At 40.6% G+C, this 25714-nt stretch carries 15 protein-coding genes; 1 reads left to right on the forward strand and 14 read right to left on the reverse strand.

Going from position 1 to position 25714, the window contains the following annotated elements:
- Positions 1–22: 22 nt before the first annotated feature.
- The 3 genes from FNH22_RS14535 to FNH22_RS14545 all read right to left on the reverse strand — a co-directional run bounded on the left by FNH22_RS14535 (position 23) and on the right by FNH22_RS14545 (position 3578).
- The gene (locus tag FNH22_RS14535; RefSeq protein WP_143399130.1) at positions 23–1081 is read right to left on the reverse strand and encodes a hypothetical protein; all 1059 of its coding nucleotides are present in this window, start codon (positions 1079–1081) and stop codon (positions 23–25) included.
- A gap of 5 nt (positions 1082–1086) precedes the next feature.
- Positions 1087–1629: a DUF4255 domain-containing protein gene (locus FNH22_RS14540; protein ID WP_143399131.1), complete on the reverse strand. Its 543-nt coding sequence runs from the start codon at positions 1627–1629 to the stop codon at positions 1087–1089.
- Between the two features lie 125 nt (positions 1630–1754).
- A complete protein-coding gene (locus FNH22_RS14545; protein WP_143399132.1) occupies positions 1755–3578 on the reverse strand; it encodes a glycosyl hydrolase family 18 protein in 1824 nt (607 codons plus the stop codon).
- A gap of 365 nt (positions 3579–3943) precedes the next feature.
- On the opposite strand from FNH22_RS14545, the gene FNH22_RS14550 reads away from it, so the two are divergent.
- Positions 3944–4552 carry a hypothetical protein gene (locus FNH22_RS14550; RefSeq protein ID WP_143399133.1) on the forward strand — a complete coding sequence of 203 codons (609 nt, stop codon included), beginning with the start codon at positions 3944–3946 and terminating at the stop codon, positions 4550–4552.
- Between the two features lie 34 nt (positions 4553–4586).
- On the opposite strand, the gene FNH22_RS14555 is transcribed toward FNH22_RS14550, so the two are convergent.
- The 11 genes from FNH22_RS14555 to FNH22_RS14605 form a co-directional block, all read right to left on the reverse strand.
- Complete coding sequence (locus tag FNH22_RS14555) at positions 4587–4847, reverse strand: glutaredoxin domain-containing protein (RefSeq protein ID WP_143399134.1); 261 nt, start codon at positions 4845–4847, stop codon at positions 4587–4589.
- On the reverse strand, positions 4840–6027 hold the full coding sequence (locus tag FNH22_RS14560; RefSeq protein WP_143399135.1) for a cation:proton antiporter: 1188 nt from the start codon (positions 6025–6027) through the stop codon (positions 4840–4842). The genes FNH22_RS14555 and FNH22_RS14560 overlap by 8 nt, the downstream gene beginning before the upstream one ends.
- A gap of 283 nt (positions 6028–6310) precedes the next feature.
- Positions 6311–6607, reverse strand: coding sequence for a hypothetical protein (locus FNH22_RS14565; RefSeq protein WP_143399136.1), 297 nt, complete (start codon positions 6605–6607; stop codon positions 6311–6313).
- 11 nt (positions 6608–6618) lie between these two features.
- Complete coding sequence (locus FNH22_RS14570; protein WP_143399137.1) at positions 6619–10596, reverse strand: hypothetical protein; 3978 nt, start codon at positions 10594–10596, stop codon at positions 6619–6621.
- A 5-nt stretch (positions 10597–10601) separates the two neighbouring features.
- Positions 10602–12008, reverse strand: a complete 1407-nt coding sequence (locus FNH22_RS14575) for an ATP-binding protein (RefSeq protein ID WP_143399138.1) — start codon at positions 12006–12008, stop codon at positions 10602–10604.
- Positions 12009–12257: 249 nt separating this feature from the next.
- Complete coding sequence (locus FNH22_RS14580) at positions 12258–13445, reverse strand: hypothetical protein (RefSeq protein WP_143399139.1); 1188 nt, start codon at positions 13443–13445, stop codon at positions 12258–12260.
- A 118-nt stretch (positions 13446–13563) separates the two neighbouring features.
- Complete coding sequence (locus tag FNH22_RS14585; protein WP_143399140.1) at positions 13564–18102, reverse strand: T9SS type A sorting domain-containing protein; 4539 nt, start codon at positions 18100–18102, stop codon at positions 13564–13566.
- A gap of 6 nt (positions 18103–18108) precedes the next feature.
- Positions 18109–19167: an FISUMP domain-containing protein gene (locus tag FNH22_RS14590; protein ID WP_143399141.1), complete on the reverse strand. Its 1059-nt coding sequence runs from the start codon at positions 19165–19167 to the stop codon at positions 18109–18111.
- A 558-nt stretch (positions 19168–19725) separates the two neighbouring features.
- Entirely contained in the window at positions 19726–21054 is a 1329-nt protein-coding gene (locus tag FNH22_RS14595; RefSeq protein WP_143399142.1) for an ATP-binding protein, read from the reverse strand.
- 499 nt (positions 21055–21553) lie between these two features.
- On the reverse strand, positions 21554–22648 hold the full coding sequence (locus FNH22_RS14600; protein WP_143399143.1) for a porin family protein: 1095 nt from the start codon (positions 22646–22648) through the stop codon (positions 21554–21556).
- A 16-nt stretch (positions 22649–22664) separates the two neighbouring features.
- Positions 22665–25706: a High-affnity carbon uptake protein Hat/HatR gene (locus tag FNH22_RS14605; RefSeq protein ID WP_143399144.1), complete on the reverse strand. Its 3042-nt coding sequence runs from the start codon at positions 25704–25706 to the stop codon at positions 22665–22667.
- Positions 25707–25714: the final 8 nt, after the last annotated feature.

Below are 25714 nucleotides of genomic sequence, written 5' to 3' on the forward strand. Positions count from 1 at the left end.
TGAGAGTTTATTTTTGAACTGTTTATATATAAATTAATATCTCAGAATAAATTTTAGAATTCGCATCTCGCGTCTCCGGTTTTATTGAATCAATTGGTGGTACAGGAAGCCTTTTTACCAATACTTTGTTGGCAGCTGTCCCTCCATTCTTTTTTCTTAATTGAAAATGAAAGTTTGAATATTCCATCAAAGGCAAAGCCTCATTTGAACTAAAACTTAATGCCATTTCACCATCTACCAACTTCACTTCTTCCGGAGTACTAAAACTTACTCCTTTCTTTTCGCTGAATATGGTAGTACCCTTCATATCTTTTACATATTTAGAAACCACCATATACTTCCAAAAAGTAGACCTTGCCCGAAAGTTGATATTAAAGTTATAAAAGGGAAGTGGTTGACCAATATCAATACTATTCAAAAGCTCTTTTTTCATATCATATGTAAGTTCTACCTGAACTAAAGCCAAAGGAGGCTGTTTGATACGATCAGCCATTGCCACGAAATTTTCTTTTTCCTTGTTGTTAACATAAAATGAGTATTTACCCTCAGGCAAATTAGTGAAGCTTGTACTTGATGATATTTCGGGATTAACCTCCTTTTCAAAAACTAAATTGCCATTATCATCCCTGAGTTGTAACTCACCGGTTCCATCCGCAACCTTATAATCAAAGTAATTAGGTCTTACATGACAGACATCCTTTCCGTTTACAAATTCGTCCTTATGGAGCCTTGTAGTTCCATCAGAGGAACCCCCTGGATTCTTAAAAAACAGTATACTATTACGGTGTTCAGTAGGTAAATCCGTGATATTTCTGAAATAAACATTGTTCGTAGTCATCCAGAAAGAAAAGGTAAGGTCTATCTTTTCCAGCTTATATTTAAACCCTTCAATGCGTTCTGCATCATGAAGAACATGCAATACGCCATCTTCCTGACGCAATAAAAGGCCAAGTTTATTAATAAGTTGTGCTGTGCTCCTGGAAGGTATAAAATTGATATCTCTACCTCCACGACCCGCATAGTAAGTGTGTGTTACGTTTATAGTAAATAAGGACTTAAACTGAAATTGGAGGTCAATCATAAAAACTAGAAATTGGTGCCAAATCCTGAAAATGGAACGTCATTACTGGTAAGTACACCCTCCTGGAAGGTCACCATTCGTACTTTATATAAGATAGACGGAAGGTATTTTCCTCCTATTGTACCCCAAAGGTGACTAAGGTTTTGTAAGTCCTGGTTAACAATTTCGAACGTTAATTTATCTACGCTATTATCCAACTCAGGCGTATTACGATGGTTCATCACTTTATGGGCCTGAAAAAAACTGATAACTGCTGACAAATACCGAAGACCTTCAGCATAGTTGCCATCATTGAATGAAGCTGAGAAAAGCAGGAAAAGGTTCATGTTAATAGGGCGATACGTATTCCCCGAATGATTTTTCTGGTTAACCGTTTCCTGCTGTAAATTTACCAGGCTCAAAATAATCTTATCCGGTTCCGTCACAGCCATAGAGCCATCCGGGTTCACAATATTGGAAACGATTACCTTTTCCTCTGACTGACCAAAACGCTTGGTGATGTAGTCATTCGCTAATTCCGCTATCACAGAAACTGCTGAATAGATCATATATTATAAGTTCTGAACATGCAAAAGACTTATAATCTTAATGCATTTATTTAATCTTATTTTGCCAATTATAGACCTATTAATGCATAATAATAATATTCTGTTATGTATACCGTTATATTATGTCAAGGTAAGTCTTTCTCACTCAAAAACTGTCTACTTACCCACAAAAATATTATTGCACCAATAATGAAGCCTCCTAACAAGAAGACTATCTCACGCGCACCGGTAAACTGCATAGCAATAAATATTAATGCTACCAATAGAATTATCAAAAGCGCTAACCCTCCCTTAATCACGATGTTAAGCATTCTTTTAAAACGACATCCGTACCTATACAATACAAAGAAACCGATCATACTAACACCGAAAACCGCACCAAAAATGCCAAATAACGGCCGTGGATTTCTTAGAAGATAATTTGGGTTTTTAATTATTCTAAAGGCTAACCCTAACCATCTTCTCCATGAAAGTCGCTTACTTCTGGCAGTAACTGCCGCCAGTTTTAGTTGATCTTCACTCAAAGCAAACTTTGCTGCCAGTAGTTTCCAAAGGTCCGGGTAGCCGTTGTCATAGCCTAAAGCCCATATTCCAATACCTCCTAGTTGTTTCTCTTTGACCCAATCATATTTCTTGGCCAAGGTCAAACTATCTTCATACCACAGTTGTCGATAGTTATTTTGTTTATCACGATAAACGTAAAACTTACTTTTACTGACTTCATCTTCACAGCATGGCAGTTCTCCATGTTCTTTTCGTATATTTCTGTACATCGGATAACGTACAAATCGCTTTACTTTAGAAGGAAACTTGAGATCATTAGTCTCCCACTCCGCGCCATAATAAGGCAGACCTAACAGAAGTTTGTTGGAAGGAGCGCCCCCTACCAGATATTCATCCACTGCATTTTGGAGGTTATATTCCCACCAGGTCTGGCCGCTATTAAGAGGGGCTACAGGGCCGGCTACTTTACTATTGGCACCATAAAATTCGTAGCCCATTATGATATACAGGTCTACATGACTGTTAAGTTGCCTCAGGTCATACACACGATCAAAATCAATGGGAGGAACGGCAAGAGTGATCATGTAGTCCTTTTTAGCAGACCGTAAGCTGGAAGACAGGTCTATAATAAAATTGGTAAATTGCTTACCGCTAAAGGAGGGGATACTTTCAAAATCAATATTCACCCCATCTGCATTCCGCTCTCTAAGTAAGGTAATTAACGTACTGATAAAATTTTGCTGAGCTTCAAGGTTAGATAAAAAGGTAGCATTATTTGTAGCACCAAAATTGGTTACGCTGAGTAGTACTTTGGTATCATGCTTATGCGCAGAATCCACCAACGCTGTAGTTTTCCAATCGTGTATAGTTTTATATCCGCCTGTGCCCGGATCTAGTTCATAGGAAAAATACGCTACTGCAGACAGCAACGAGAAATTATAGCTCTTATAAGCGGTGCCCATCCAATAAGGGTGCCACCCAAAAACTTTAGAAGTACTATCAATAACATGTTTTTTCTTATAGGCGTTGCCGTGTGTCAATAAGTAGTATTTCTCCCAGGCATTTTCAGAATTGTAAACTTTCTTGGGTCTTCTTTTTTTAACAGAGAGCACCCTGTTTTTAAAATAAGTAGTGTCAATAAATCCCTGGGCAGTAACTCCACCACCTTCATCCAACTGAGCATCCTGATTGACTTCCATAAGTGAATCCAGCAGAGCTTGTTCATCCTGTTGTGGTTTGGGTCCTGATTCGGTCGGTCCTTCTACATAAGTGGTATCCGGCTTCTCTTCTTCTGCCTGTTGTGGCGCCTGCTCCTGACGCCTTCCGCTCTCTATCAGTTCGTTGATCTTCCCTTTGATAAGATCTTTCGATACGTTCCTCTCTTGCTGGGCCCAGGTGTTTGAAAAAAACATTGTAAAAATTAAGAACAGAAGGGGTAATCTCATGCAGTAGGAGTGTTAAAAGCCTTTAGAATTTTTATGCCCTTTTTCAATCATTTCCAGTTCATTTTTGAGCATTTTTTGCAACGAAGAATTAGCCTATCAAAATCCAATACTCTTATTAAAAAAATCAATGAAAAACTATCTATAACTTCATTGAAATAAAAACATATTTTTAAGGATAATTACTCTAAAATAAAACCACAGGCTGAAACAAAGAAATTATAAAGAAGCTTTTTTTTCAAAAAATAAAATCATAAAATGGTGATGATCAACTTCACATAATTAAATCAATATTAGATATATTACTAAAATTTTCCTTTTTAATCAGTTAACAAACTTATAGCCAGACACTTAATACCAACCCTCCTATGAACAAACCTTCATGCCTTACTCTTTGGTCCATTGGTCTTTTTTTATCCTCTATTTCTTATGCTCAGGAGGTGGATACAACAGCTTCCAAAAATGAGATGATTACCCGCTTTAAAACACTGGATGTAAGCTATCTGGGAACCACTCAAAACTGCATACCCTATGACGTATATGCGCTCAAATATTATAACTCCTGGATTCTTACGATCATAGAAAAAGAAACGTTAGGCATTTTCATAACACGTCCTCCAAGAAGTGACGAACAGATACATACTGGTTCTCAGTATTTTATGCAGGGAGCCTCCTATTTGGTTGAGTTTAAGAATTATCTAAAAAAGAAATCCAGACGTAAAGTGGTCAACGACCTGGAGCTTTACGGTTTTTATAAATTAAATCGTTTGGGAAAACGAACTATGCGCGGGTTACTCCTGATAGAACTCCCTGACACCCGTGAACAGGCAGAACCTTCATTCTTTTTATTCAAGTTTTTCCATAATCTATTCTCCAAAGCAGAGATGCCTGAAGACGATAGAATTAAACCCAACCTGGAAGAAAAAATTAAGCCTGCAGAAGACAAGGTAAACGAACAGTTAGATAAAATTAAGTGATATTACCTGGTCCTATGACCAACTTCTTGAGCTTTTATAATTCTCTTAGTCCATATTTTTCAAGAAACTTATCCAATTCGGATAAACTTGGGTTTTTAAGGAAATCAGTGCCATAAACTACGGTAGGAAATTTCAATTCTCCATTATACAAATCACGCACTGCTTTTTCAGCATCCTTATTGGTTTCAACGTTAAAATCATCAAACTCCACCCAAATGGATTGCAGGTAATTACGAATATTGGATGATTTAAGGCACCAATCAGCGCCGTAAAGCTTAAGTTTTTGATCAGACACCGGATGTTAGTTTTAATGGTTTTGAAAGCACAGGGTGAATTTTTTCAGCATTATTAACAATAAATGGGGTAACAGACATCAATAAAATAGAAACGGCCAAAAAGATCTGGTAGTTGTTTTTACTTATCAATTCATATTCCAAACCACTTTGCGCCAGAACAAAAGAAAACTCTCCTATCTGGGCAATAGAAAACCCAATGGCCAGTGCGGTAGACCAGTTCATCTTTAAAATTTTCGCTGCCAGTATACCCGCCGCTGCTTTAATCAGCAACGCAAAGAAAAACCAAAATACGATCCAGAGAACATCGGTAAGGAATATTCTGTAGTCCAACAACATTCCCATAGAAATGAAAAAGAAACTCATAAAGACATATCTAAAAGGCAAAAAACATGAGATCGCCATCCGGTTATAATCGGTCTCAGCGATAATAAGGCCCGCGATAAAAGCGCCCAACGCTAATGAAAGGCCTAGTTTTTCAGTCAGCAGCGCTATTCCTGTTACAATAAAAACGGTAGCGATGAGAAATACTTCCTGGCTCTGGATCTTCATGACGGTTTTCAAAAAGAAAGGAATTACGAAACGTGCCAGTGCATAGGCTATACCTCCCATAAGTACCAATTTGCCTAAAAGCCATAATAACTCTTCCCCGGCATTTCCTCCGGCCCCAGCCAGTAAAGGGGTAAAAAGCATCAATGGCACAATCATGATGTCCTGAAAAAGCAAAATGGCCAAAATAAATTTTCCATGCTGTGTAGCCATTTTATTACGGTCCTGAAGTGTTTTGACCACAATAGCTGTGCTGCTTAAGGCATAGAGGAACCCCCAAAAGAAGCTTTCCTCTATTGAGGGACGCATCATCAACCAAATAAATCCCGCCGTAAGAAAAATTGTCAATAACACCTGCGATGCGCCACCGATAAGCACATAATTTTTAATGCGTTTTAGGTTGGCAAAGGAAAATTCCAACCCGACAGTGAATAGCAGCAGGATAATACCAATTTCAGCATAAACCTCTACTTCATCCATGTCAGCAAAATAGCTGGTGGTATTGGGGCTTAGCAATACACCCGTAATCAGGTAGCCTATGATGTATCGTATCTTTAGAAATTTACATACGATAATAACCGCTGTAGCTACACCAAAAATGGCGCAAATGTTAATAAGAATATGGTGTTGCATTTTTTAGGACTAAATTCAAAAGGATAACAAAAAAGAATGATAGAAATCTCAAAGTGCCAAAATACTCTTAGATTGCTTCAAAATTGGGCGTTTTGTTGATGTAATTTATGGTGGAATGGTATCTTTTTAATAGAAAGTAGAATCTCCGATATGAATGCTTAGCAACCAAAACCATCTTTCAATTCCTTGATACTGCCTTCAAAATTAGCCCTTCAGTTTAGAAGAGTCTGTTATATCATATCCCACTACTTAGCTAAAATACTATTTTAGCCACTAGCCCAACTTAATCGGTATCCGAAGAGCTATCCTCTGCATTTTTTTTCATCTGCAACGTTAAATCAAAATCTTCGACTATGCTATCAAACCATTTCTTCATACCTTCATATGAGGCGGACTCCTGTAGGGTAGAGAAAATTTTTTGAAATTCTTCTATAGAGTTGGCTCCTTTTAATTCCATCGGAAGGTTATGAAGAAAGTCACTAATCCAGAATGTTTTTTTATTTTTTAGAAAATGTCCTTCCTCTCTCAACACAATGAAAGCTTTGTACAATATAAAATATAGAAATTCTTTATGATTCATTCGTCATTTTTTTAAAAATCAGGAAAATAAGAATCGTCTGGTGTATACCTCTTATATGGAATATCGACATCCAGTCCTCTTCTTCGTATCTCATAAACTCTAGTATTTCCTTGGACCACACTACCTGTCTTTGTATTAATTTCCACAAATTCGCCATTTTTTGGATTTTTCACACTTTTTATCAACTCATCATCCGATAATTCTTTTATTTTTTTGTAGCCAGCAGACTTTGTGATTAGCTCCTCTGAATGCAAAAGTTTAAAATCTTCAGGTTTCTTTGTAAGTGAACTTCCCGACCAAACAGCTCTTTTACTACCGACAGGATCGACAATCACCCCCTCCACTGTTCCATCAGCCCTCTTGACCACATCACCAACCTCACCCTCTATATTCCTTTCTTCTAGTTTGCCTGAAGCCAACAACACCCACGGATTAACTTCACCCTCCAATTTAAATCTACGATTCTTTACACTAAGTCTGAACTTTTTGAATCGCAATTTTTTGGACAGCCGTTGGCCCAGATCATCAAATGTTTTCGCTCCCCTGGCAAAGCCTTTACGTACGCCCTTCATGGCCACTTTGCCATTTCTGGCCAGTGCCTGCGCTCCGCTCTTACCTACCTTAGCTAAATCGGTAGCAGCCTTTGCAGTTTCTTTGACACTTTTCTTAATACCGGACTTAGCAGCTTTTATGCCTGTTTTTACGGCTCCCTTTACTCCTTGTTTAGCTACGGTTTTTATGGCAGTCTTAGCTCCTTTTAAAGCGGCTTTTCCTCCGAATAATAAGGCAAAAACAAGCTCTATGGTCAAAACAGCCAGCCCTCTTGCCAGCTTTGCTGCGCCCTCTACCAGGTTACCCGGCCAGGCGGCACCCAGGAATCCTCCGAAATATTTAGTGGTTTGGTAGATGCCTTCAGCAGCGAAGTAAGCGCCAATGATCTGCAGGAGTAAGGGTAAGGCTGCCATTATCGCACCACCTGTTAAAATATTGGCCAGTATCACTCCTGCTATGCCGGCAATCAGACCGGCAATGATCGCCACTTTATTTTCGCTGAACCATTTGACTACAGCATCTTTCATCACACCAACCAAATGGCCAGCTCGCTCCATGGGGGTATGAAAAGGACCTACCATGCCGTCTTCTTCCTGCCCCGTGGTATTGGTTAAAGTTGTATTGGTCTGAGTAGAAAGGCTCGTGTCAGCAACATTGTTGGATACCACTTGTTCATTCAAGGTTTGTTCGGATTGGATAGCGTCCTTTTTGACCGCTTCCATGTTATGTTCGTCATCCTCTGATGCACCAAACTCTACTACACCACCTTCACCCAAAGCCGCTACATGCTGCATGAGTTCATCTTCCAATCTCGCACCGTCTAAAACCTGGTCGGCCTCCACCTCACTGGATTGATAGGAGTCTTTTTGCAGTAGCTGACTATCTTTTGCTTCGAAATCTGTAGTACTAACGGATAATGCACTACTTGAAGACGCACTAGCCAAAGCAGGTAACGGGCGTTCATTGGGCAATGGTTTGGTTACGTCCTGCCCAAGGAGTTCTTCGGACATCTGACCAAAAAAGTGCTGAGGGGATAGCTTGGCAGATAATACCAGGTTGGTTATGCCTTTCAATATTTTCACCAGGCCATTTACTATAAACGCCACTACATCCAAAATAGCATTTAATGCGGCCTTATAAGCTTCCAGGTAAGCCGTGATCAGCTTACCCACTACATCAAGCAATGTGGTCACTACTTTTTTCAATCCTTCTGCCAGTCGGTCCACAACATCAATCGCTGCTTGTATTGCGCTTTCAATTAAGCGTTCAAATTTCTCCGCTATGGCTGGAAATGCGGCAAAAACCACGTTAACCAGCGCTTTTAAAACTTCTCCAAACGCCTGAATAAAACCAATAACTAAATTTTTAGCTACATCGATCAGTGCGGATACAGCCACTTTGGCTGCTTCTATGACTTTATTGACCAGCTTAATAAGACCGTCAAAGATATTGTTTACCGCTTGTTTCAGTTTATCAAATACACTCCCTATAAAGTCTGTCGCTTTGTCCCACCAACTTTTATCTTCCTCTACCTTTTCCTTTTCCTTAGCGGCCTTTTCATTCGCTTCCAGTGTGGCTTTATCCGCGTCCTTTTGCGCATCACTCAACTTGTTAGTGATCTCTTGGTCTGTGGTAGCCATTTGATCCTGAATCTGCTTGCCTGTGTTTTCTCTTGCAATGGCATTCTCCTGCTCATATTCAATGAGTTTTTGTTCGTTTTCAGTCTGCCACTCTTTCTGCAAATCAGCTGTGTCACTTTGAGCTGTGCCCTGTGCTTCTTTTTGTAGTTTGGAGGTCCGTTCAATCTCCGAAGCAAGCTCTGCATCAAAATCCACCTTTGATTGAACAGTATCTTTCTCCAACTGCTTTCCAGCTTCGTCCAGCTTTAATTGCTGTTCATCGATTTGCTGCTGTATGTTGGGTTGTGCCTGTGCATCAAATTTTTGCTCGACTTCTTTAAGTTGTTCTTGCGGGGGTACAACGTCTATCTTTTTGAATGCTTCTACCTTATCCGGGAATGTACCTACTTTTAAAACCTCATCATCTACTTTAGGAACGATCTGATCCAGGCCTTTATCCTGCGCCAGGAAATTGTCTACTTTCTTTTTTTCTTCAACAATACGTTCATCCGCCTTTGTTTTAAATTCTTCTGTCTTACCAGGATCAGAAGCACCTTCCAAAGGTATTTTCGGGACAGGACCAATATCCACTTTTACAGCGGGGAGTTTATCCGGAAAATCGGTAATGTCATCAGGCGTCTCTTTCAGTACCTGATCTGCTGTTTTTTGCAGGTTAATGTTTTCATCCGTTACCTCCGGTTTTTCTTCGTTTTCCTTCTGAAAGGAAATTGCATCGGCTATTTCAGGGAGTGACTTTTCAGGTAATTTTCTTTCTCCTGCTTCCAAACCGGTGGGCGTTGGGACCTCGGGCAAGCTCTTTTTGATCTCAGACTGTTTCTTATCTGTTTCTTCCCGAACATTTTCTGCAAGACCCGGAGCTTTTTTAAGTAAATCGGTAGGTTTATTTTTTAAAACCTCCTTAAGACCTTCCGTTTGGTCAGGGTCTTGTTGAGGCCCCGGAGCTTTTTTACCTTCTTCCTTTAATTGCCTTTCCTTATCATCATCTTTATTCTGTTCTAAAGGCAGTTTCTCTTCCGTCTCATTATCGCTGGTTACTTTAGGACTGTTCTTATCCTGAGTTTCAGTGGTCTTGTTTGCTAGACCGTTTTGTTGTGGAGAAATCGAAGAGGGTATATCTGTTTGCCCCGGGGTATTGAAAATAGCGCTATCTCCTAAAAATGTATCCGAGAGACCGGCAGGTACGGTCATCTCCCATTGTAACTCAGGAAACTGCTGTTGGAGTAACTCAATAAAATCTGGTGAGCCGAATTTCACATTATGCTTATCCAGCCTCCGCTCAAAACGCTTAAATTTTGATGCCATCCAGCTTTTTTCACGTCGTGAGCGGGCCATATTTAAATACGCCAGCTTAAGTCCGCGATAATATTGACGCGCTAATCTGACGCCTCCCTGTTCCAGGTGTTTTGCCTTTAACTTTTCTTTATGTTGGGTGATTTTATCCTGTGCTCCTTCTATTTTCTGACCAGGCAATTGCTTTGCATTCTTTGTATCCTGAAAACCACTTTGAATACGTCGTGTCTTCTCTTCATGATTGCGTACTGCAGTATTAGCTGATTGTCTCAACCTGGCCTTTTTTCCTGAGCTATTGGAAAGTGGCTCCAGGCTCTCTATGATTTCAGCAACACTATGTTCTTCGATATTGACTTCTAAAAGGGTCTGTGATTCACGAGCAAAGTCCTCCAGTTGCTTTCTTTCTTCGACAGAAAGGGTTTCCATAGCCTTGTGTTGGTCATCCAATGCACCGGCCTTATCCCGAAGCATTTCTAATGGGTCCGAATAAGCAATTTCAGAAGCCATCTTTTCTAACCTTTTTCTTTGTTCTGTTCCAGCTTGATCAAAGGTGCTATAATACGTTTATCCAATACCTGTTTCTTATCACGACTCGCGCTTATGCAAGCCAGTTTCAGGATATTAGCAATATTGGCACCGGTAAGTTGATACTTGGTGGCCAACTCATGAGGCAGTTTATCGGAGTCATATTTGAAGTTAGCAGGCAGCAGCCTTTCCCACAAGATCTCACGCTCATGTTCGGAAGGTGGCGGAATGAAAATCGAGGTCAGTATCCTTCTTTTAAAAGCGCTGTCAAAATTTTGGTTATAATTGCTGGCCAGGATGACTAACCCTGGAAAACGTTCTATTTTTTGCAGTAGATAAGCTACTTCCTGGTTAGCATAACGGTCTCTTGCGTCTTTTACTTCCGTACGTTTTCCAAAAAGAGCATCTGCTTCATCAAAAAAGAGAATACATTGCTTTCCTTCCAGGCGTTGAAATATCTTTTCCAGGTTCTTTTCTGTCTCCCCAATGTACTTAGAGACAACACGTGAAAGGTCAACGCAGTAAACGTCCCTGTTAATTTTCTTACCCAGAACAGCTACTGTCATTGTTTTGCCGGTACCCGGAGGTCCGTATAATAAGGCTACATAACCGGGCTTTACTTTACGTGCGAAATCCTGATCGCTGTACAACTCCGTTTTATGGGTAACGAAGTCCATCAATAGTTGAAGTTGATCCAGCACACTTTCTTTGTGTACAAGGTCTTCGAACTTGAGAGAGGTATCCAATAGGATGGCAGGGAAATCTGCGCTCACTTCTATACTCACCTTTTGCCCGTTCATGAGCCATCGATAGTACTCGTCATTGATTTTAATGAACTGGTTCTCCAGACTATCCATACTTTCCATCTGGCTTACCAGTACCTGCTCTTTAAAAAGGCGACTGTCAATTAATTGCGCATAATAAAAAGCTCTTTTTACCGGATTCATGCCCGCTAATAAAAACAACACCGTACGCAGCGTCGGCACTACACTGATCTGTTGCTTTTCTTTTCTCCCACCAGCCCAATAGATCAATTGATCGTTGGCCCATAACGGCATAAGGCTTGCAGGCTGAAATTGAGAAGTAAAAACAAGCGCCATCATAAAGCTCTCTGCTTCAGACAAATCAAACTCCTGCTCCACTTCATGCCATGCACTTTTTACTACCCATACTGGCTTCGAACAGATCTCTTGAAAAGGTTTTGTCTCTTTCTTCTCTTCTATTTCTGCCAAACGCTGTGCAATGGTTTCTTTTACCCACTTTTCACCAAGCTGAAAGGATTTTATGTTGCTTGCCAATCGTTCCAGGTCTTGCTCCACTTGCTTGGCATCACGAACGGACGTCTCATTATGTTGAATAAGTTGCTTTTTATGGGTAGGTGAGGGTGCTAGCATTACTACAAAGAGGAATATTATTCAAAGCTAATTTAAGTGCATCTGATTTTGAAAATACAACTATTTTATGAGCCTTTTACTTTATTTCAGGTATAATACCGGTTATTGGTTATGTCTATTCCAGGCTTCACATAAGAAAGATGACACTGATGAAAATTCTCTCACTTCCAGGAGGCAAAGCACTTCATAAACACTATTTCACTCATTAAGACCTATCAGATATTTACTCTCTTTATCATCGGGCTAAGGTTAGAAGCTTCCTTCACTATTTGTCCTGATTACAGTAATGATATCATTATTTTCGATTTCCGAAGTACCTATTAACAGAATGTCGTCATCGTCAACAATAAAGAGTGATCGTGCAATATCGTTTCCTTCACCGCCAAATGTTTCAGACCAATTCAAAAACCCTCCGAATGTAGACTCTGCCAGAAAAATATCTTTGTTATCTGTAGCAGGTTCTTGCAATCCGGTTATGATAAAGTTACCATTAGCCGCTACCTGTACGCTGTGCGCTTCTTCATTAAGAGGAGTACTTATCACCACTTCCCAGGAAAAGCGTATTCTTCCTATTGTTTCCACTCCTAACAGTAATGCATCTGTATCTTGTCCAGCTTCCTGGATAGAGCCGGCTACTACCCATCCCAGTGAGGTTTGTCTTAAGTCGTATGCTTTTTCGTTGATACCATTGTTTTCTCCAAAAAAGGCTAATTCATTAGATTGACCATTTTGTGCTATCACTCCGACTATAATTGCAGCATCATTATTAATATCATTCTCGACAGTACTACACCATAAAATACGGCCATCTTCTGTTTCAGCCATGTTTCCAATACCGCCAAGGTTTTCCAAAAAACTAACAGAAACTGTCCAGGCACTATCACCTGATGCATCTACTTTATAAAAATAATTATCCTTAATTACACCATCCTGCGTTACATTTCCTCCAATGACATAACCACCATCTTGTGTTTGCAAAACCCGTTGGCCTACTTCATCAAAGTTTCTTCTTCCCAGAGTCAGGCTATCAAGGAGGTTTCCATCCGTATCAACCCTAAGAAAGGCGTAATCCAGATTATTATTTGCGTCGGTAATGAAACCTGTGATCAAAATATTTCCATTTGCATCCAATACTATACCCGTTCCACCATCATCCCGTGAACCTCCATAGGTACGTTGCCAACGGGTATCTCCGTAACGATCTGTTCTCATTAATAGAATATCTGTGTTTCCGTCAGAAACAGTAGAACCTATTAACAAATTGTCACCATCAGGAAGCACCTGAAGATCATAGCCATCCTCGTCAAAGGCAGTACCATAAAACTTTTTAAAAAATGGATTACGCTCAGAGGCAAGAGGCTCTTCCTTCTCACATGCTATGCAAAAAAGAACCAGTGCCATCAACAAACCGATTTTTTGTTCGGATACTTTTATCATTTAAGGGAGGGATTACGCATCGGGTTATGTAATAGCATTTTTGGAGTTCATGATGTTTTCAAAACAGTGCATGTATCTATGGCTTAGATCATTTTGGATCAGCTAATTAAATCTCAGACTACTTAATAACCGTTATACGTTGTTGAAACTGCTCCTTGCCTGCCTTAAGTCTGATCAAATACATTCCCTGATCACAAGTACTGACATCTACCAAGGCACTTTTACTTTGAGCAGGAATATATCCTGAAACAATTTCTTTACCTTGTAGTGTAAGAATAGACCAGTAAACAGGCTCATTAATCACTTCGTCACCAAACAGCACCTGTAGTTCTTCACTTACCGGGTTAGGAAAAAACTGAATACCGGCCTGTAGTGCTTTTCCTAAACTCGTTATCTCACTTTGCCTAAGTTCTACGTCAATCGACTTTTCAAAGGCCTGAAATACCTCTGCCAGAGGTAATCCAAAGGTATTCTGCTCCACTCCATGTACTAACTGCACTATGGCTACTACACTAAATTCGCCGGCAGTAGCATCACGATGCACTTGCCATATTTCTTCCATTTCCAATGACAGTCCAGCCCCTGCTCTCCATTGGCCGGAAGCTACTCTACCTCCTTGAAACGGTAAATACTGTAAAAAGACGTTATTCAAAATCTCTCCTTCAAAATCTACCTCTTTTTCAATAACCGCCAGTGTCATTGACAATGACAGATCTTCTTGTCTTTCATCCAATAGTCTGTTAGGGCTTTCATTTCTGACTGCTGTGGCATTTACTTGCAGATTATTGTTGTCCAACACGGAGAAGTTGATATCAATATCAAAGGGTGAAGGAGTAAGCGATTCGCGGCTATACTGCTCCTCTGCCCATCCTGCATTGAAGCTTGTTGTATCCGTTAAACGACCATTCATCACAGAAAACCCGGGACCATCAAATCCATAGAAGAAACGACGCGTTAAGTGATCATTCGCTGTGTTACGTGGGAAAAATGTGCTATAGAAAAAAGGATCATCTCCGTCTTCCGTGTGATACTGGATGTAAATGACATCGTTTCTTGGCATTGAGAAATCACTTACGAGTTCTCGCTCTGTAGTAACATCTGCCTGAGTAACGTTGGTAAAGTGCTCTATCAACACAAACCTGTCTTTGTCTCTAATGCTCACGTTATCAAATGAAAACCCTGTAAATTCGCCTGTTCTATTCCCCTGGTCCAAACTGGCAAAAGCTATTCTGAATCTAATTTCATTTCCAGCGGCTACTTGCTGAGCGGAAGAAAGGTTAAAGGCAGCTCTAACCCACTCCGTATTATCAGTAACACCGGCCCAGCCAACAATAGACCCACCCGGACCGGCTGAGATACTGTTGCTGGTGTACCAATTCAACCCTCTGTCGATATCCCCTAATGTGATCCAGTCTGTATTTACAGCCTCCTGGATCTGGTATTGCAATACTACCCCTTCCAGTGCCTGAGTATTATAATGAATATCTAACTCTAATAAGGGGTCAGTCCATTGGTCGAGATTTACACAGGGGCTTTCCACCCAGGAAAATTCATCATTATTAAATCTGCCGGTGGCCGGATCAGAAGTAACCCATGCAGGTTGACCCAATACATCAGCAATACGCCAGCTACTATTTCTGGCCTGTCCATTCGCCTCATTATTTTCACTGGTAGCAATCCAACCGCCATTTCCATTATTAAAATCTTCAAAATAACTGTTTGAAACGGCGTCTATCGCTACCTGATCAAAGACCGTTACTTTTTTGATAAGCGTATCCACACACCCTATAGAACTCTCCACAGCCAGGACTACGTCATAAACTCCCGGCTGACTAAAATTGTGACTGGTATCTCCACCAGGCACTGAAATAAAAGTTGGAATTCTATCATTAAAATTCCAGAAGAAAGACCTTATCGTATCATTTTGAAGTATGTTACCTGCATGTGTCACGTTCTCAGTAAAAAAAGCTTCACTGTTGCAGTCAGTATTAAAAGAATAGTCCACTTCCGGAGTTTCTCCCACCTGTATAAAAAAACTGGTTAAGCCACTTGTACATCCACCAAGAAGATGAAATCTCTCTACCGTAAAACGTGTAATACCCGCCTGGTCTGTTATTACTGGTGGCAAGAAACGATTCCCCCTGGCTAATTCAAACCCACGATCATCTCTCCAGATCAACGTTGTTTCGACCTCAGTTGCAAAAACCACAGAATCAACTTCATCCCCTAAACAATATCGATAGGCAGGAATGTTCTGTACCTCTGGCAAAGTCATGGGAAATGCCACGGGTTGAGGAATAGGTACGATACGAAAATCCAGTGAATCTCTATTTTCACAATTGGAAATGTCCCCTAAAAAATCGAAGAATAACCTATACCCATCTACATTGGGACCTAAGTCAGTATCACTAGGGTTAAAACTAAAATCTGTTAGATTTACCTGAACATCAGTATCTAAATCTAACAAAGAAAATCGTTTGTTCGCGAAAGTGTCTCCCGGACCTCCCAACAAAAAAACCGGAGGTGAATCCACACAGAATACCGTATCCACAGGCTCACGCAACACAGTCCTGAATTCTAATTCCGGAACCGACAAAAACTGAATGGTGTAAGAGGTCTCTATATCACTTACCACAGTATTAAAACCCGTTATCTCGTCTCTGCATTCAATCCTTGTCCTGGTTACTTCTATGGTATTACACTCCGTTCCAATCACCTCACATCGTTGATTTGGCTCACAACTAAATTCACACTTATCCTGATTTTGAAAACAATCGAACTCAAATGAAAAACAGGGCCGACAACCATATAAATCCGAACATTCCTCCTGTAGTTCAGTAAAAGTTACCGTCCGGCAGATGTTGTCAATAATGGGCTGTCTTATACTGGATTGATAGCTGATAGTTACTGAGGTGGAGTTGACACCTGGCAGGAGCGACAACCTTGCGGCATCAACGTCAAACAGAAAGCCTGTGGAATCCTCCTGCATTACGGGATCATAACCAGGGGAGATCACACCACTTATTCCACCTCCTACAATAGCTAAATTACTAATGGTAGTGGTATCCGTCAGATCAGGAGGCCTGAAAAAGATCGGAATTCGCGCAGCATCATCTTCACAATAAGAGGGTAAAACCCCTATTTCTTCTTCTATCCGGGGCCTTGGTAAAATCGTAAAACGTAAAACGGCAAATCCAGCGCTACACCCACTTTCAAAAGCTGCATATCGTATCGTGATATTTCTACTGGCTATATTACTTGCAAATTGATCTGTACTGAATTGAAAGTCACCCTGGTAATTGTCAATGGCTATTGAGTCCCGTCCATTGATCAGTATTGTAAGCAGACCACCTAAGGGAGAAACTCCTACATCTGTAAAACCCGCCACCGGCGATAAGGATTGGTTTTCAGAAAACCCATCCATGGTGATGCTAGGGGCTGCTCCGGTAATCTGGATCGTATTCACTTCGACTACATTAGAAAGGCCAATACACTCTCCTGTCCGATTTAGCTGAGCCGAAAAGTTAAAAGGAAGCGGGATACCGGCATCGATCAAGTTATCCCTGACAAGAGTAATGGTATTCCCACTGATATTAAACATTGGAGAAGTCAATTGCACGTCATTTGCAAAAAACGTAAGCTGATCGCTTGCCGTTATTGGAGAACTATCCAATCTGACCACTCCTAAAGTTATTGATTCTTCTGCACAAAATTCTGCTACAGTACCACTCATAATCGGCACACCATCTTCATCCACCACCTGCAAGCCAGGGCCTTTGGCAAGCCTCATTCTGGCAAAAGTACTGCCAGGAGGTAATGCAGGTAGTTCTGCATCATTCCTATTAATTTGATTGACTCTTGTTATGGTGTAAGTAGCCGCGGTATCCAGGTTTGGATCTGTCACCCTCACCTGTAACCCGGTAACGCTAACTGTATCAAGCGTTGCGGTATTTGCCTCACAAATGCCGCTGGCTGGAGGGGGACATAAACGATAATTGACCTGAATTCTTCTGACATCGTTGTCTGGATGAAAAGCGATAGAGGGACTCTCTATATCACCGGCAGATGCGGTAATACCGCCTTCGTCCAATACATATTCAAAACCAGCCGGAAGTTCCAATAATAGACTATGAACATTTCCAGAACTCGAAGTATTAATAAAATTGTCAGCTATACCCTCGGAGATTACCAGCGGATCGAGTGTGGTAACTGCACTTGTATCCACACATATTCCTGAAGTGATGGGATTGTTTACCCTAGCGTATGGGCCAGTGGTAAAAGTGTAGGTAGTAATTTCTAAAGTATCTTTGTTTGTTGCTTCAAAATTTCTTACTGAATCCAACTGTATAAAGTAAAGTTGAGTTGGATCCAGAATATCTTGGGGTGTGATGGTTATGACACGTTTATCAGTATCAATCGCTGCATCGAACAATACATTAGCTCCATTTTCATCTGTCTCACGAAAGATAATAAGTGGACCAATATTAGCACTTAATAACTCAGTACCGTCTATGTCTTCAAGTCCTGCATTACTGGTAAGTATAATAGGTGCTCTCACCGAAGCACTCGTTGTGGGTGCACTAGAGGTTATTGTAGGTTTTTGAGCCAACAGGCTCGTATTGACAACAACAAAAATAAAGAGGGTTAAGCGTCTCATGAACAGTTAGTCCATTTTTATGAATCTTACTGAAAGGCCGTTTACTTTCTCCGGAGAACCCAGCTCAATAAGGTCATCTGCTTCCCTTATGGCAAAAGAAACCCCATCCGATGGTTTTCCCATTTCCTCGTCCGATGTCCATGCAAAGCCGGTCGACTCAATGAGACCAAATGTGTCAAACGTTCCACTTCTTCTACCCCCCAATTCAAATTCGAATCCTGAATTTCCTCCAACCAACAATGCATTGACAGAAGTTGCGCCTCCCCCCGTGGCATCAATCAATGCTTGATAATCATCACCTGATGGTAATTTCCATCCCTGGGGGGCGATAAGTTGAGCTACAAACCAAGTGTACAACCTACCATATCTCGCTTCATTTGTAACTTGATCATCATCATAATACCACGAAGAAGTAGAATCTGCTGTATTAGTATTCAAGTTAAAGTTTTCAGCAAACCACACCTGATCGCCAATACGCACTACCTGGTAGGTTTGACCATCTCTGGCATCAGTGGTAGAAGTCAATGCTGCTGAAGTAATAGAAACATTAGCAGAGCAGCCATGTGCATCACGTACACGTACGGTATAGTCCTGTCCCATAAGGCCTTCAAATGTTCCTGATGTTTGAAAGTTTGTATTATCAACGGAGTACTCATAGGGCGCTGTACCGCCTGAAGCCTCTGCGGTAATGGTAAAAGCATCTGCCGTAGCTTCAAGGGATAAATTATCTGTTATAGTAACTACTTCAGTGTTCGTACAGTTGTTTGCATCCCGTACTGTAACGGTGACACTCCCTGTAGCTACATTACTAAAAGCAGCGTCAGGTTGAAAATTAGTGCCGTCTATGGAGAATTGATACGGAGCAGTACCGCCAGACACATTGTCTAATTCAAGATCAGAACAATCACCCACAGACAGGTCAAAGCTTATAGAGGTGGTGGTGCAATCAAATTCCCCATCATCATCATCGCCACACCCTACCCAGCATAAAGTGGCTAATGCCAATGCAAAAAATGATACGGTTCTTTTGAAAAATGTAAATACTGTTGGTTTTTGGTTTTCCATGGTTAAAAACTAGTGAGTGATTTTTTCTGTAACTACCTTATATCAAGAATCTTAGCATTTTAAGACGTCTTATATTAAAGCCAAAAAGGACATTTAAAGCGAGTATTTCTATTAAATGTTATATATCTTGTTGATCAATCCATAAATTAAACCAAAAGTAACCTACATCCACAAGCTAAGTAAGAAGATGTAATGTTTTTTTCAAAAACGGCGAGAATTACTTTGTTAGCAGCTGAGTTTGTATTCCTTATAAGTGGCCTTAGACTGGTTTTTCTATTTAATCATATGAAGAAAATACACATCTGTTGATAACACTGTTAAGCGGTAGAATTGGCTTAAATTACACCGGCATTTATGTGAAGAGTTTAAGGTAAATAGCTAAATATCAAAGCATTTACGTGATTTGGTTACAAGGCGTTTTCATAGTACTGACTTTATTAATTTCAAATGGCCGGCAAACTATAATAAGAGAAAAATTCTTTCCGGCTTGTTGTATATGTTTTCCCAGGTGCTTTTTAAGTAGTTTGATTAATATTGACTGTTATATTTGAGACTTTTCTAAGAAACTTTACCTTCTTTGCTCATTTCTCTCCGAATACCGTTAAGCAAGTCTTGCTCTTTTACTTCAGGAGAAGATCTTTTCAGCGCCATCAAAGTACAATAGCGTAAAATGTTGCCTATAGCCGCACCTGAAAGCTCATAGTCCTTTGAAATTTTTCTCAAATTGATGGTAGATTCAAGTTGAAGCACATCTGCAAATGCTTTCTGCCACAATTCATAGCGTTCTTCCGGACCCGGCATAGGAAAATAAATGATGGATTGAAACCGCCGCAAAAAGGCTTTGTCCATATTGGATTTCAGATTAGAGGCCAGCACTATTAACCCGGGATAGTCCTCCACACGTTGAAGCAAATAAGATACTTCCTGGTTAGCATAGCGATCATTGGAGGATTGCGTTTGCGTTCGTTTGCCGAAGATGGCATCCGCTTCATCGAAAAAAAGTATCCACTGTTTGTTTTCGGCGATATCAAAGATATGTTTCAGATTTTTCTCCGTTTCTCCAATATACTTGGACACCAGCATGGAAAGATCAATATGGTAGACATCCAACGCATATTTATTACCCATGAGGGAAGCTGTAAGCGTCTTACCCGTACCTGGCGGGCCATAAAATAAGGCGCGATAACCACGTTTGAATTTCTTATTCACTTCAGGCATCTGCTCAAGTTTATCATGATGGTCTAACCAGGCATCCAATTCATCAAGCGATTCGTAAATGTCGTACGGCAATACCAGGTCGTCCCATGTCAATCGTGTTTGCAAAAGTTTTGCCGGGAAGTGAGGAGCATAATCAGGTCTGTAATTCTTTTGAAACAGTATTTTATGCAGGCATTCCTCAGTAGGGATAAGACGCGCTGTCATAGGAGGAGTACCGATTGACACCTGGTCAAGTTTTAACAGATTGCCCGCAAATAACCTTCCGTCTTTGTCCAGTAACATTTGTACTTGAAGCCTGACCGCCAGGTCACTGCCAGCTATAAGGTAGACCGCTGTATCACCTGTAGGAATGAACCCACTGGAAGCATCAGAAAAACGCCCTCCTAATTCAGTAAAAATGCTTCCGGTGACAGGGTTTTTTACACAGAGGTTATCCAGGTATTCAGATGCAACGTATGGTAATACGGACAGCGTCAGTATTAGTCGTTCACTCGGATTTAACGAATGCTCAGTCACCATGGTGGCGTAGTTATCTCTATCGGATGACGATATTTCCGGCGGGTCTAATTCTTTTTGCGATAATTGTTTATTCTCCAGTTGATCCGTTCGAAAACCAATGACCTGACGCACCCAGTCGATGTCTCGTCGTAATAATCCAGTTGAATCCATGAATGTAAGTTTAGTAAACTTGACAAGCGTTTAAAAGATGTCGATTAAAAAGATCCATGGCGTAAAGAACAAATAGTAGCTTTTAAACTCTTATTTTAATTGTATCAAACGATCAATCAATTATTTAGTAAATCCATGTTTTGTCACACCTTATTTATTTTACTTAACCAATCACACAAATTCACCACATCTTGCACGAAAGAAGGATTAAACACATCAGTGAATAGTGCATGCATGTTCTGAATGTTATCAATGAAATTTGAGGTACTTTGGGATTGACGAACAAAAAATTTACCAGGAGTATTAGTCTTCCTTCTATAAAAATACCTTTTAAAATAAGTTGAGATTCCCAGTTATAAGGAAGTTGAATAGGTTAATATATCTGCACTGTACTTTCCAAGTCATTTCTATCGGGTCATCAAGTGTTGTTTAAAAGGATAAAATATTAATTGAGCATTGAGCTATCTGATTAACTACCTTAAAACCTTATGCCGCTCATTTAACGCTTTGTTTTTTTTCGTTTAATCAGTTTAGGTTTATAAACAGGTACCATATACCCGATGGAGAAAAAAGCGTTGTTTAAACTAAAATCATTGTCAAGGTATAAGTATCTATACTGCAATTCCTGGTTGTCATATCGGGTTTCTTCGTTAACTACATTCGGAATGCCATAGGAATACCGGATATCTGCCAGCAAATATCCACGACCCAAAACATTTTTAATTTTCACGCCTACTCCTCCTACTATACTATAGTTAAGGGATTCTCTCTGCTCTTTCAGGTCTATAGAAGGGCCGGAAACACTACGATTACCAATCTCTACGTTAACACTATCTGTACGTTCTACTGTTGCTTCTGCACTGATAAGGTAACTTATAGACGCCCCCACCTGAGCATAGTATTTAACATTTCCTTTATCAAAGTTATATCTTATAAAAAGCGGGACTTCAGCCCAAAGCTGCTCTTCCTGAAAGGTAAGTTGTGAAAACCCCAGTTGGCTATTCTCGTATTCATAAAACTGGCCAATAAAATTCGCCTCAATACCCAGGGAAAAGTTTTTAAATAGTGGTATGTCAGCAGTTAACCCTGCCTGATACCCCAACTGAGCAGAATAAGTACCTGGAACGGTCATCATATTATCAAGGCTGAAATTTTTCTGTACATCTACAAACGTGAGATTACCTCCGGCTTTGCCTCCTATTAAAAAGATCGGCTTGGTCCTGAAGCTATTGTAAAGGTTAATGAACTCAGGAGGATCAACCACAGGGTTTATTTCGTACTCAGGCTCTATCTTCAAAAACTTCAGCATCGCCTCTTCTGCGGCCCCTCGTTCATCATAATACAGATAGGATAGTATTAAAAGCTTATGGGCCTCTACTCTCTCTACATCATTAAACCCTCCTTTAAGACAATCATTAAGCAGATCCGGTACTTCTTCTATCCTGCCTTGTTCATAAGATGACCGGGCACTTCTGAGGGTTTTTGCACACGCATTTTCAGATTGCTCACGTTGGGCTTGTGACACTGTAACCCCCAGGAAACTCATCAGAATTGCTATATAAACGGATTTTGATGTCATTAATATTGGTTTCATCTAATTGGGAGTAAGCTTATTTACAGGTATTTTCAAAAGGGATATCTTCGGCTACGTAGAGTTCCCATTCCTCTTTCAACATGTTTCTTTCGAGTTTCTCACAGACTTCACCGGCCATATTTCTGGTATCTGTGGGCCATAACCGAATAAGGTAATCCCGACATCCAGCCAGAAGATTACTGTCATCCGGACTAAATGTTATCGACCAAACCCAGTCTTCATGGTCTTTGAGCACAATGGGAGGATCGAAGAGATTTTGCATATTCCAGATACGCACCGTTTTATCAAAACTTCCCGTAGCCATACGACGATTATCATGACTAAATTCGATGTTATTTACACGTGCACTATGACCTATCAGTGTACTAAGAGGTTTTCTACCTTTAAAATCCCATACACGAACCAATCCTTTTTCATTACCCGTAGCCAGGTAACGCCCATCATTACTAAAGGCTACCGAAATCAACGGAATGGCCCTAAGATCTTGCGTTAAAATACTGGGCGCATTGTTGTCTTTAAGATCAAAAGTCTCTAACATACCGTTTTTCTTAGCTGCCACTACATACCGACCGTCAGGACTTACTGCTATCGCGTTTATTTTCTCATCACTTTCGGCTATGACCTCAGTACGTGTCAGGTCCTGGAAAATAATCCTTTTGTCAGATCCGGAATAGATCAACCCTCCTTCGTTGGAAGTAAATTCTATGAACCAAACATCAGAAGCATTAATTTTCATCACTCTTGGTTTCTTACCAGTTGCACTCAGGTCGTATATTTCTACAAACCCAAAGTCTCCTCCACAGGCAAGCAAGCGATTATCATCACTTAACGCCAACGTTCTATTGATACGGCCAGGGTTATCAGAAATTAATTCATAAGCATTTTGAGGGTCACGGCTATTCCAGCGAAAGATCTTACCATCGCTACCCGCTGAGTAGATGTATGTCGCATTTTTACCTGTCACAAGCGACCTCACATTTTGTGTATGTGCTATGAGACTATTATAATCCGGTAATTCGAGGCTTTTGATCGCGTAATACAGGCCATCATACAGGTCGGGATCAAAGGGTTGTCCTCCATAATCTCTAAAGAAGTTAAAAGCTTGCTTGGCTACTAGTCCCTTCTTCGCTGAATCGGTAAGTTGAACCGACTTGATCGCCATAGACTTAGCGATGGAAAGTAGTCTTAATTGATATGCCTTTTGTTCCTCGGTAAGCGCCACCTCCTTAGCACTGTCAGCGATCTTTTGTTGTACAATGGCATTTTCCTTTTCAATCCGGGCTTGTATAAGTGCCTGGTTAGCCACCCGCTCACTGTTTTCCGCACGTTTTTGCTCTGTAATCGCGAATTCTTTCTGCTTGATAGCCTCCTCTGCATTTTCCTGGGCCCTTTTGGCTTCTCTGGCAGCCAATTTTTCATTCTCAGCAGCTTTGTCTCTTTGTATATTAGCTTCTTGGCGCTGCTTTTCAGCATATACACGCTGTCTTTCCGCGTAAAGTAAAAAAAGCAATGCAATCACAATACCCAGACCTAGTACAATTGCGGTAATTCTAGCAGCGATCAATCTCCTTTTTTGAAGTTTCTCTCTTATTAGCTGCTGTCGTTCATGCTCTTTTTGGCTGTACTCCAGGAATAACATGGTCCGTTCATAAGCTTTATGATGCCCAAGTCCCCAGGCCAGGGACGGCTTCTGCTCTTCTTTCCAGCTTTGGGCTATCTGTAGATCGGGAGGCCTCCATAAGCCTGCTTTACCTTCCTGGTGCATTTCTGCCGCCTCGGCTAGACGCAAATACAACTTTACTGATTCGGCTTCCTCTTCCACCCACTCGTTCAACTCTACCCATATCCTCATAAAACTCTCATGAGAAATATCTATAACAGTAGAATCAGTAAGCTCCACCTGGTAGACGGGTAACAATAATGTGCGACCAGGCTTCCTGAAATGATCAATTACATTTTTCACTTCATCAATTGGGGCATCAACGATAGCTGCAATCTCTGCCAGCTTTGTAGGTCTCCTGACCCCTCGTCCTTCTTCTCCCTTTTCAGTAATGGTTTTGAAGATCCGTTCACAGATTTTTTTCTGGTCATCGTTTAGCTCCCGATATGCCTCTCTGGCATGTTCCGAAAGTGCATTCTGCATTCCACCAATCGCTTCGTAATCTGACAAACTCACGGGTTCATCCCCTACACTTCGGTATTGCCAATAACTCCAGGTACGCATAAGTGCATGCTGCATAATCGGCAACTGGTCAGCATTATCACCTATATCGTTTAATATCTCCTTAACTAAACGGTCTTCGATTTGAGCACCCATTACAGCTATTGGTCCCACAATGGCGCTCTGCTTTTCTTCCCTGGTCATTTGAGGAATCAAGAACTGGCTGTCATTTATCACCTTTGTAAGTATGGGGTACTGTGCACAGTCACCTATAAAGTCAGAACGAATGGTAATGACCACATAAATAGGCACTTCTGATTGGTTAATAGCATGTACTATTAGTTTGACAAAAGACTGGACCTCATCATTATCTACATTGACCTGACCATCCTGATTATATCGAAACAATTCTTCAAACTGATCAATAAAAAGCAGGCAGTTGCTTTTGGATTTCTTATACTTACTTTTGATCACTTTCACCAGCCCATCTTCGTACTCGGATAAAGTTGAATAGTCGACATTTTTTTCTACTTCATCCCGTTCCACAACTTCTTGTTGTCCTAAATAGGGCCCTGATAGTGCATCTGCTAATGATTTTACAGGAGAATCGCCAGGAGTCAAATTATATATCTCCCAGGTATTGGATTTCAAAGTTTTATAATCTCCCAACAAAACCGGGAGTATCCCGCAGGACATAAATGAAGATTTTCCCACACCTGAAGCTCCTACAATAGCCACAAACTTTCTTTCCACCAGCTTTTCTATAACATGGTCTACCTGGTTTTCTCGTCCAAAGAAGAGATGGCTCTCTTCAAATTTAAACGGTCTAAGGCCTGGAAAAGGGTTTTTACTTTCCGCAATAGTCTCAATTTCGTCAAGGGTTGATATCTCAGACATATGGGTAA

Source organism: Fulvivirga sp. M361, from assembly GCF_007097395.1.
In the GTDB taxonomy this organism is placed as follows: domain Bacteria; phylum Bacteroidota; class Bacteroidia; order Cytophagales; family Cyclobacteriaceae; genus Fulvivirga.

Excerpts from the sequence above, each read along its gene's own strand:
- FNH22_RS14535 (WP_143399130.1), bottom strand. The coding sequence starts at position 1,081 with ATGATTGACCTCCAATTTCAGTTTAAGTCCTTATTTACTATAAACGTA.
- FNH22_RS14540 (WP_143399131.1), bottom strand. The coding sequence starts at position 1,629 with ATGATCTATTCAGCAGTTTCTGTGATAGCGGAATTAGCGAATGACTAC.
- FNH22_RS14545 (WP_143399132.1), bottom strand. The coding sequence starts at position 3,578 with ATGAGATTACCCCTTCTGTTCTTAATTTTTACAATGTTTTTTTCAAAC.
- FNH22_RS14550 (WP_143399133.1), top strand. The coding sequence starts at position 3,944 with ATGAACAAACCTTCATGCCTTACTCTTTGGTCCATTGGTCTTTTTTTA.
- FNH22_RS14560 (WP_143399135.1), bottom strand. The coding sequence starts at position 6,027 with ATGCAACACCATATTCTTATTAACATTTGCGCCATTTTTGGTGTAGCT.
- FNH22_RS14565 (WP_143399136.1), bottom strand. The coding sequence starts at position 6,607 with ATGAATCATAAAGAATTTCTATATTTTATATTGTACAAAGCTTTCATT.
- FNH22_RS14570 (WP_143399137.1), bottom strand. The coding sequence starts at position 10,596 with ATGGCTTCTGAAATTGCTTATTCGGACCCATTAGAAATGCTTCGGGAT.
- FNH22_RS14575 (WP_143399138.1), bottom strand. The coding sequence starts at position 12,008 with ATGCTAGCACCCTCACCTACCCATAAAAAGCAACTTATTCAACATAAT.
- FNH22_RS14580 (WP_143399139.1), bottom strand. The coding sequence starts at position 13,445 with ATGATAAAAGTATCCGAACAAAAAATCGGTTTGTTGATGGCACTGGTT.
- FNH22_RS14585 (WP_143399140.1), bottom strand. The coding sequence starts at position 18,102 with ATGAGACGCTTAACCCTCTTTATTTTTGTTGTTGTCAATACGAGCCTG.
- FNH22_RS14590 (WP_143399141.1), bottom strand. The coding sequence starts at position 19,167 with ATGGAAAACCAAAAACCAACAGTATTTACATTTTTCAAAAGAACCGTA.
- FNH22_RS14595 (WP_143399142.1), bottom strand. The coding sequence starts at position 21,054 with ATGGATTCAACTGGATTATTACGACGAGACATCGACTGGGTGCGTCAG.
- FNH22_RS14600 (WP_143399143.1), bottom strand. The coding sequence starts at position 22,648 with ATGAAACCAATATTAATGACATCAAAATCCGTTTATATAGCAATTCTG.
- FNH22_RS14605 (WP_143399144.1), bottom strand. The coding sequence starts at position 25,706 with ATGTCTGAGATATCAACCCTTGACGAAATTGAGACTATTGCGGAAAGT.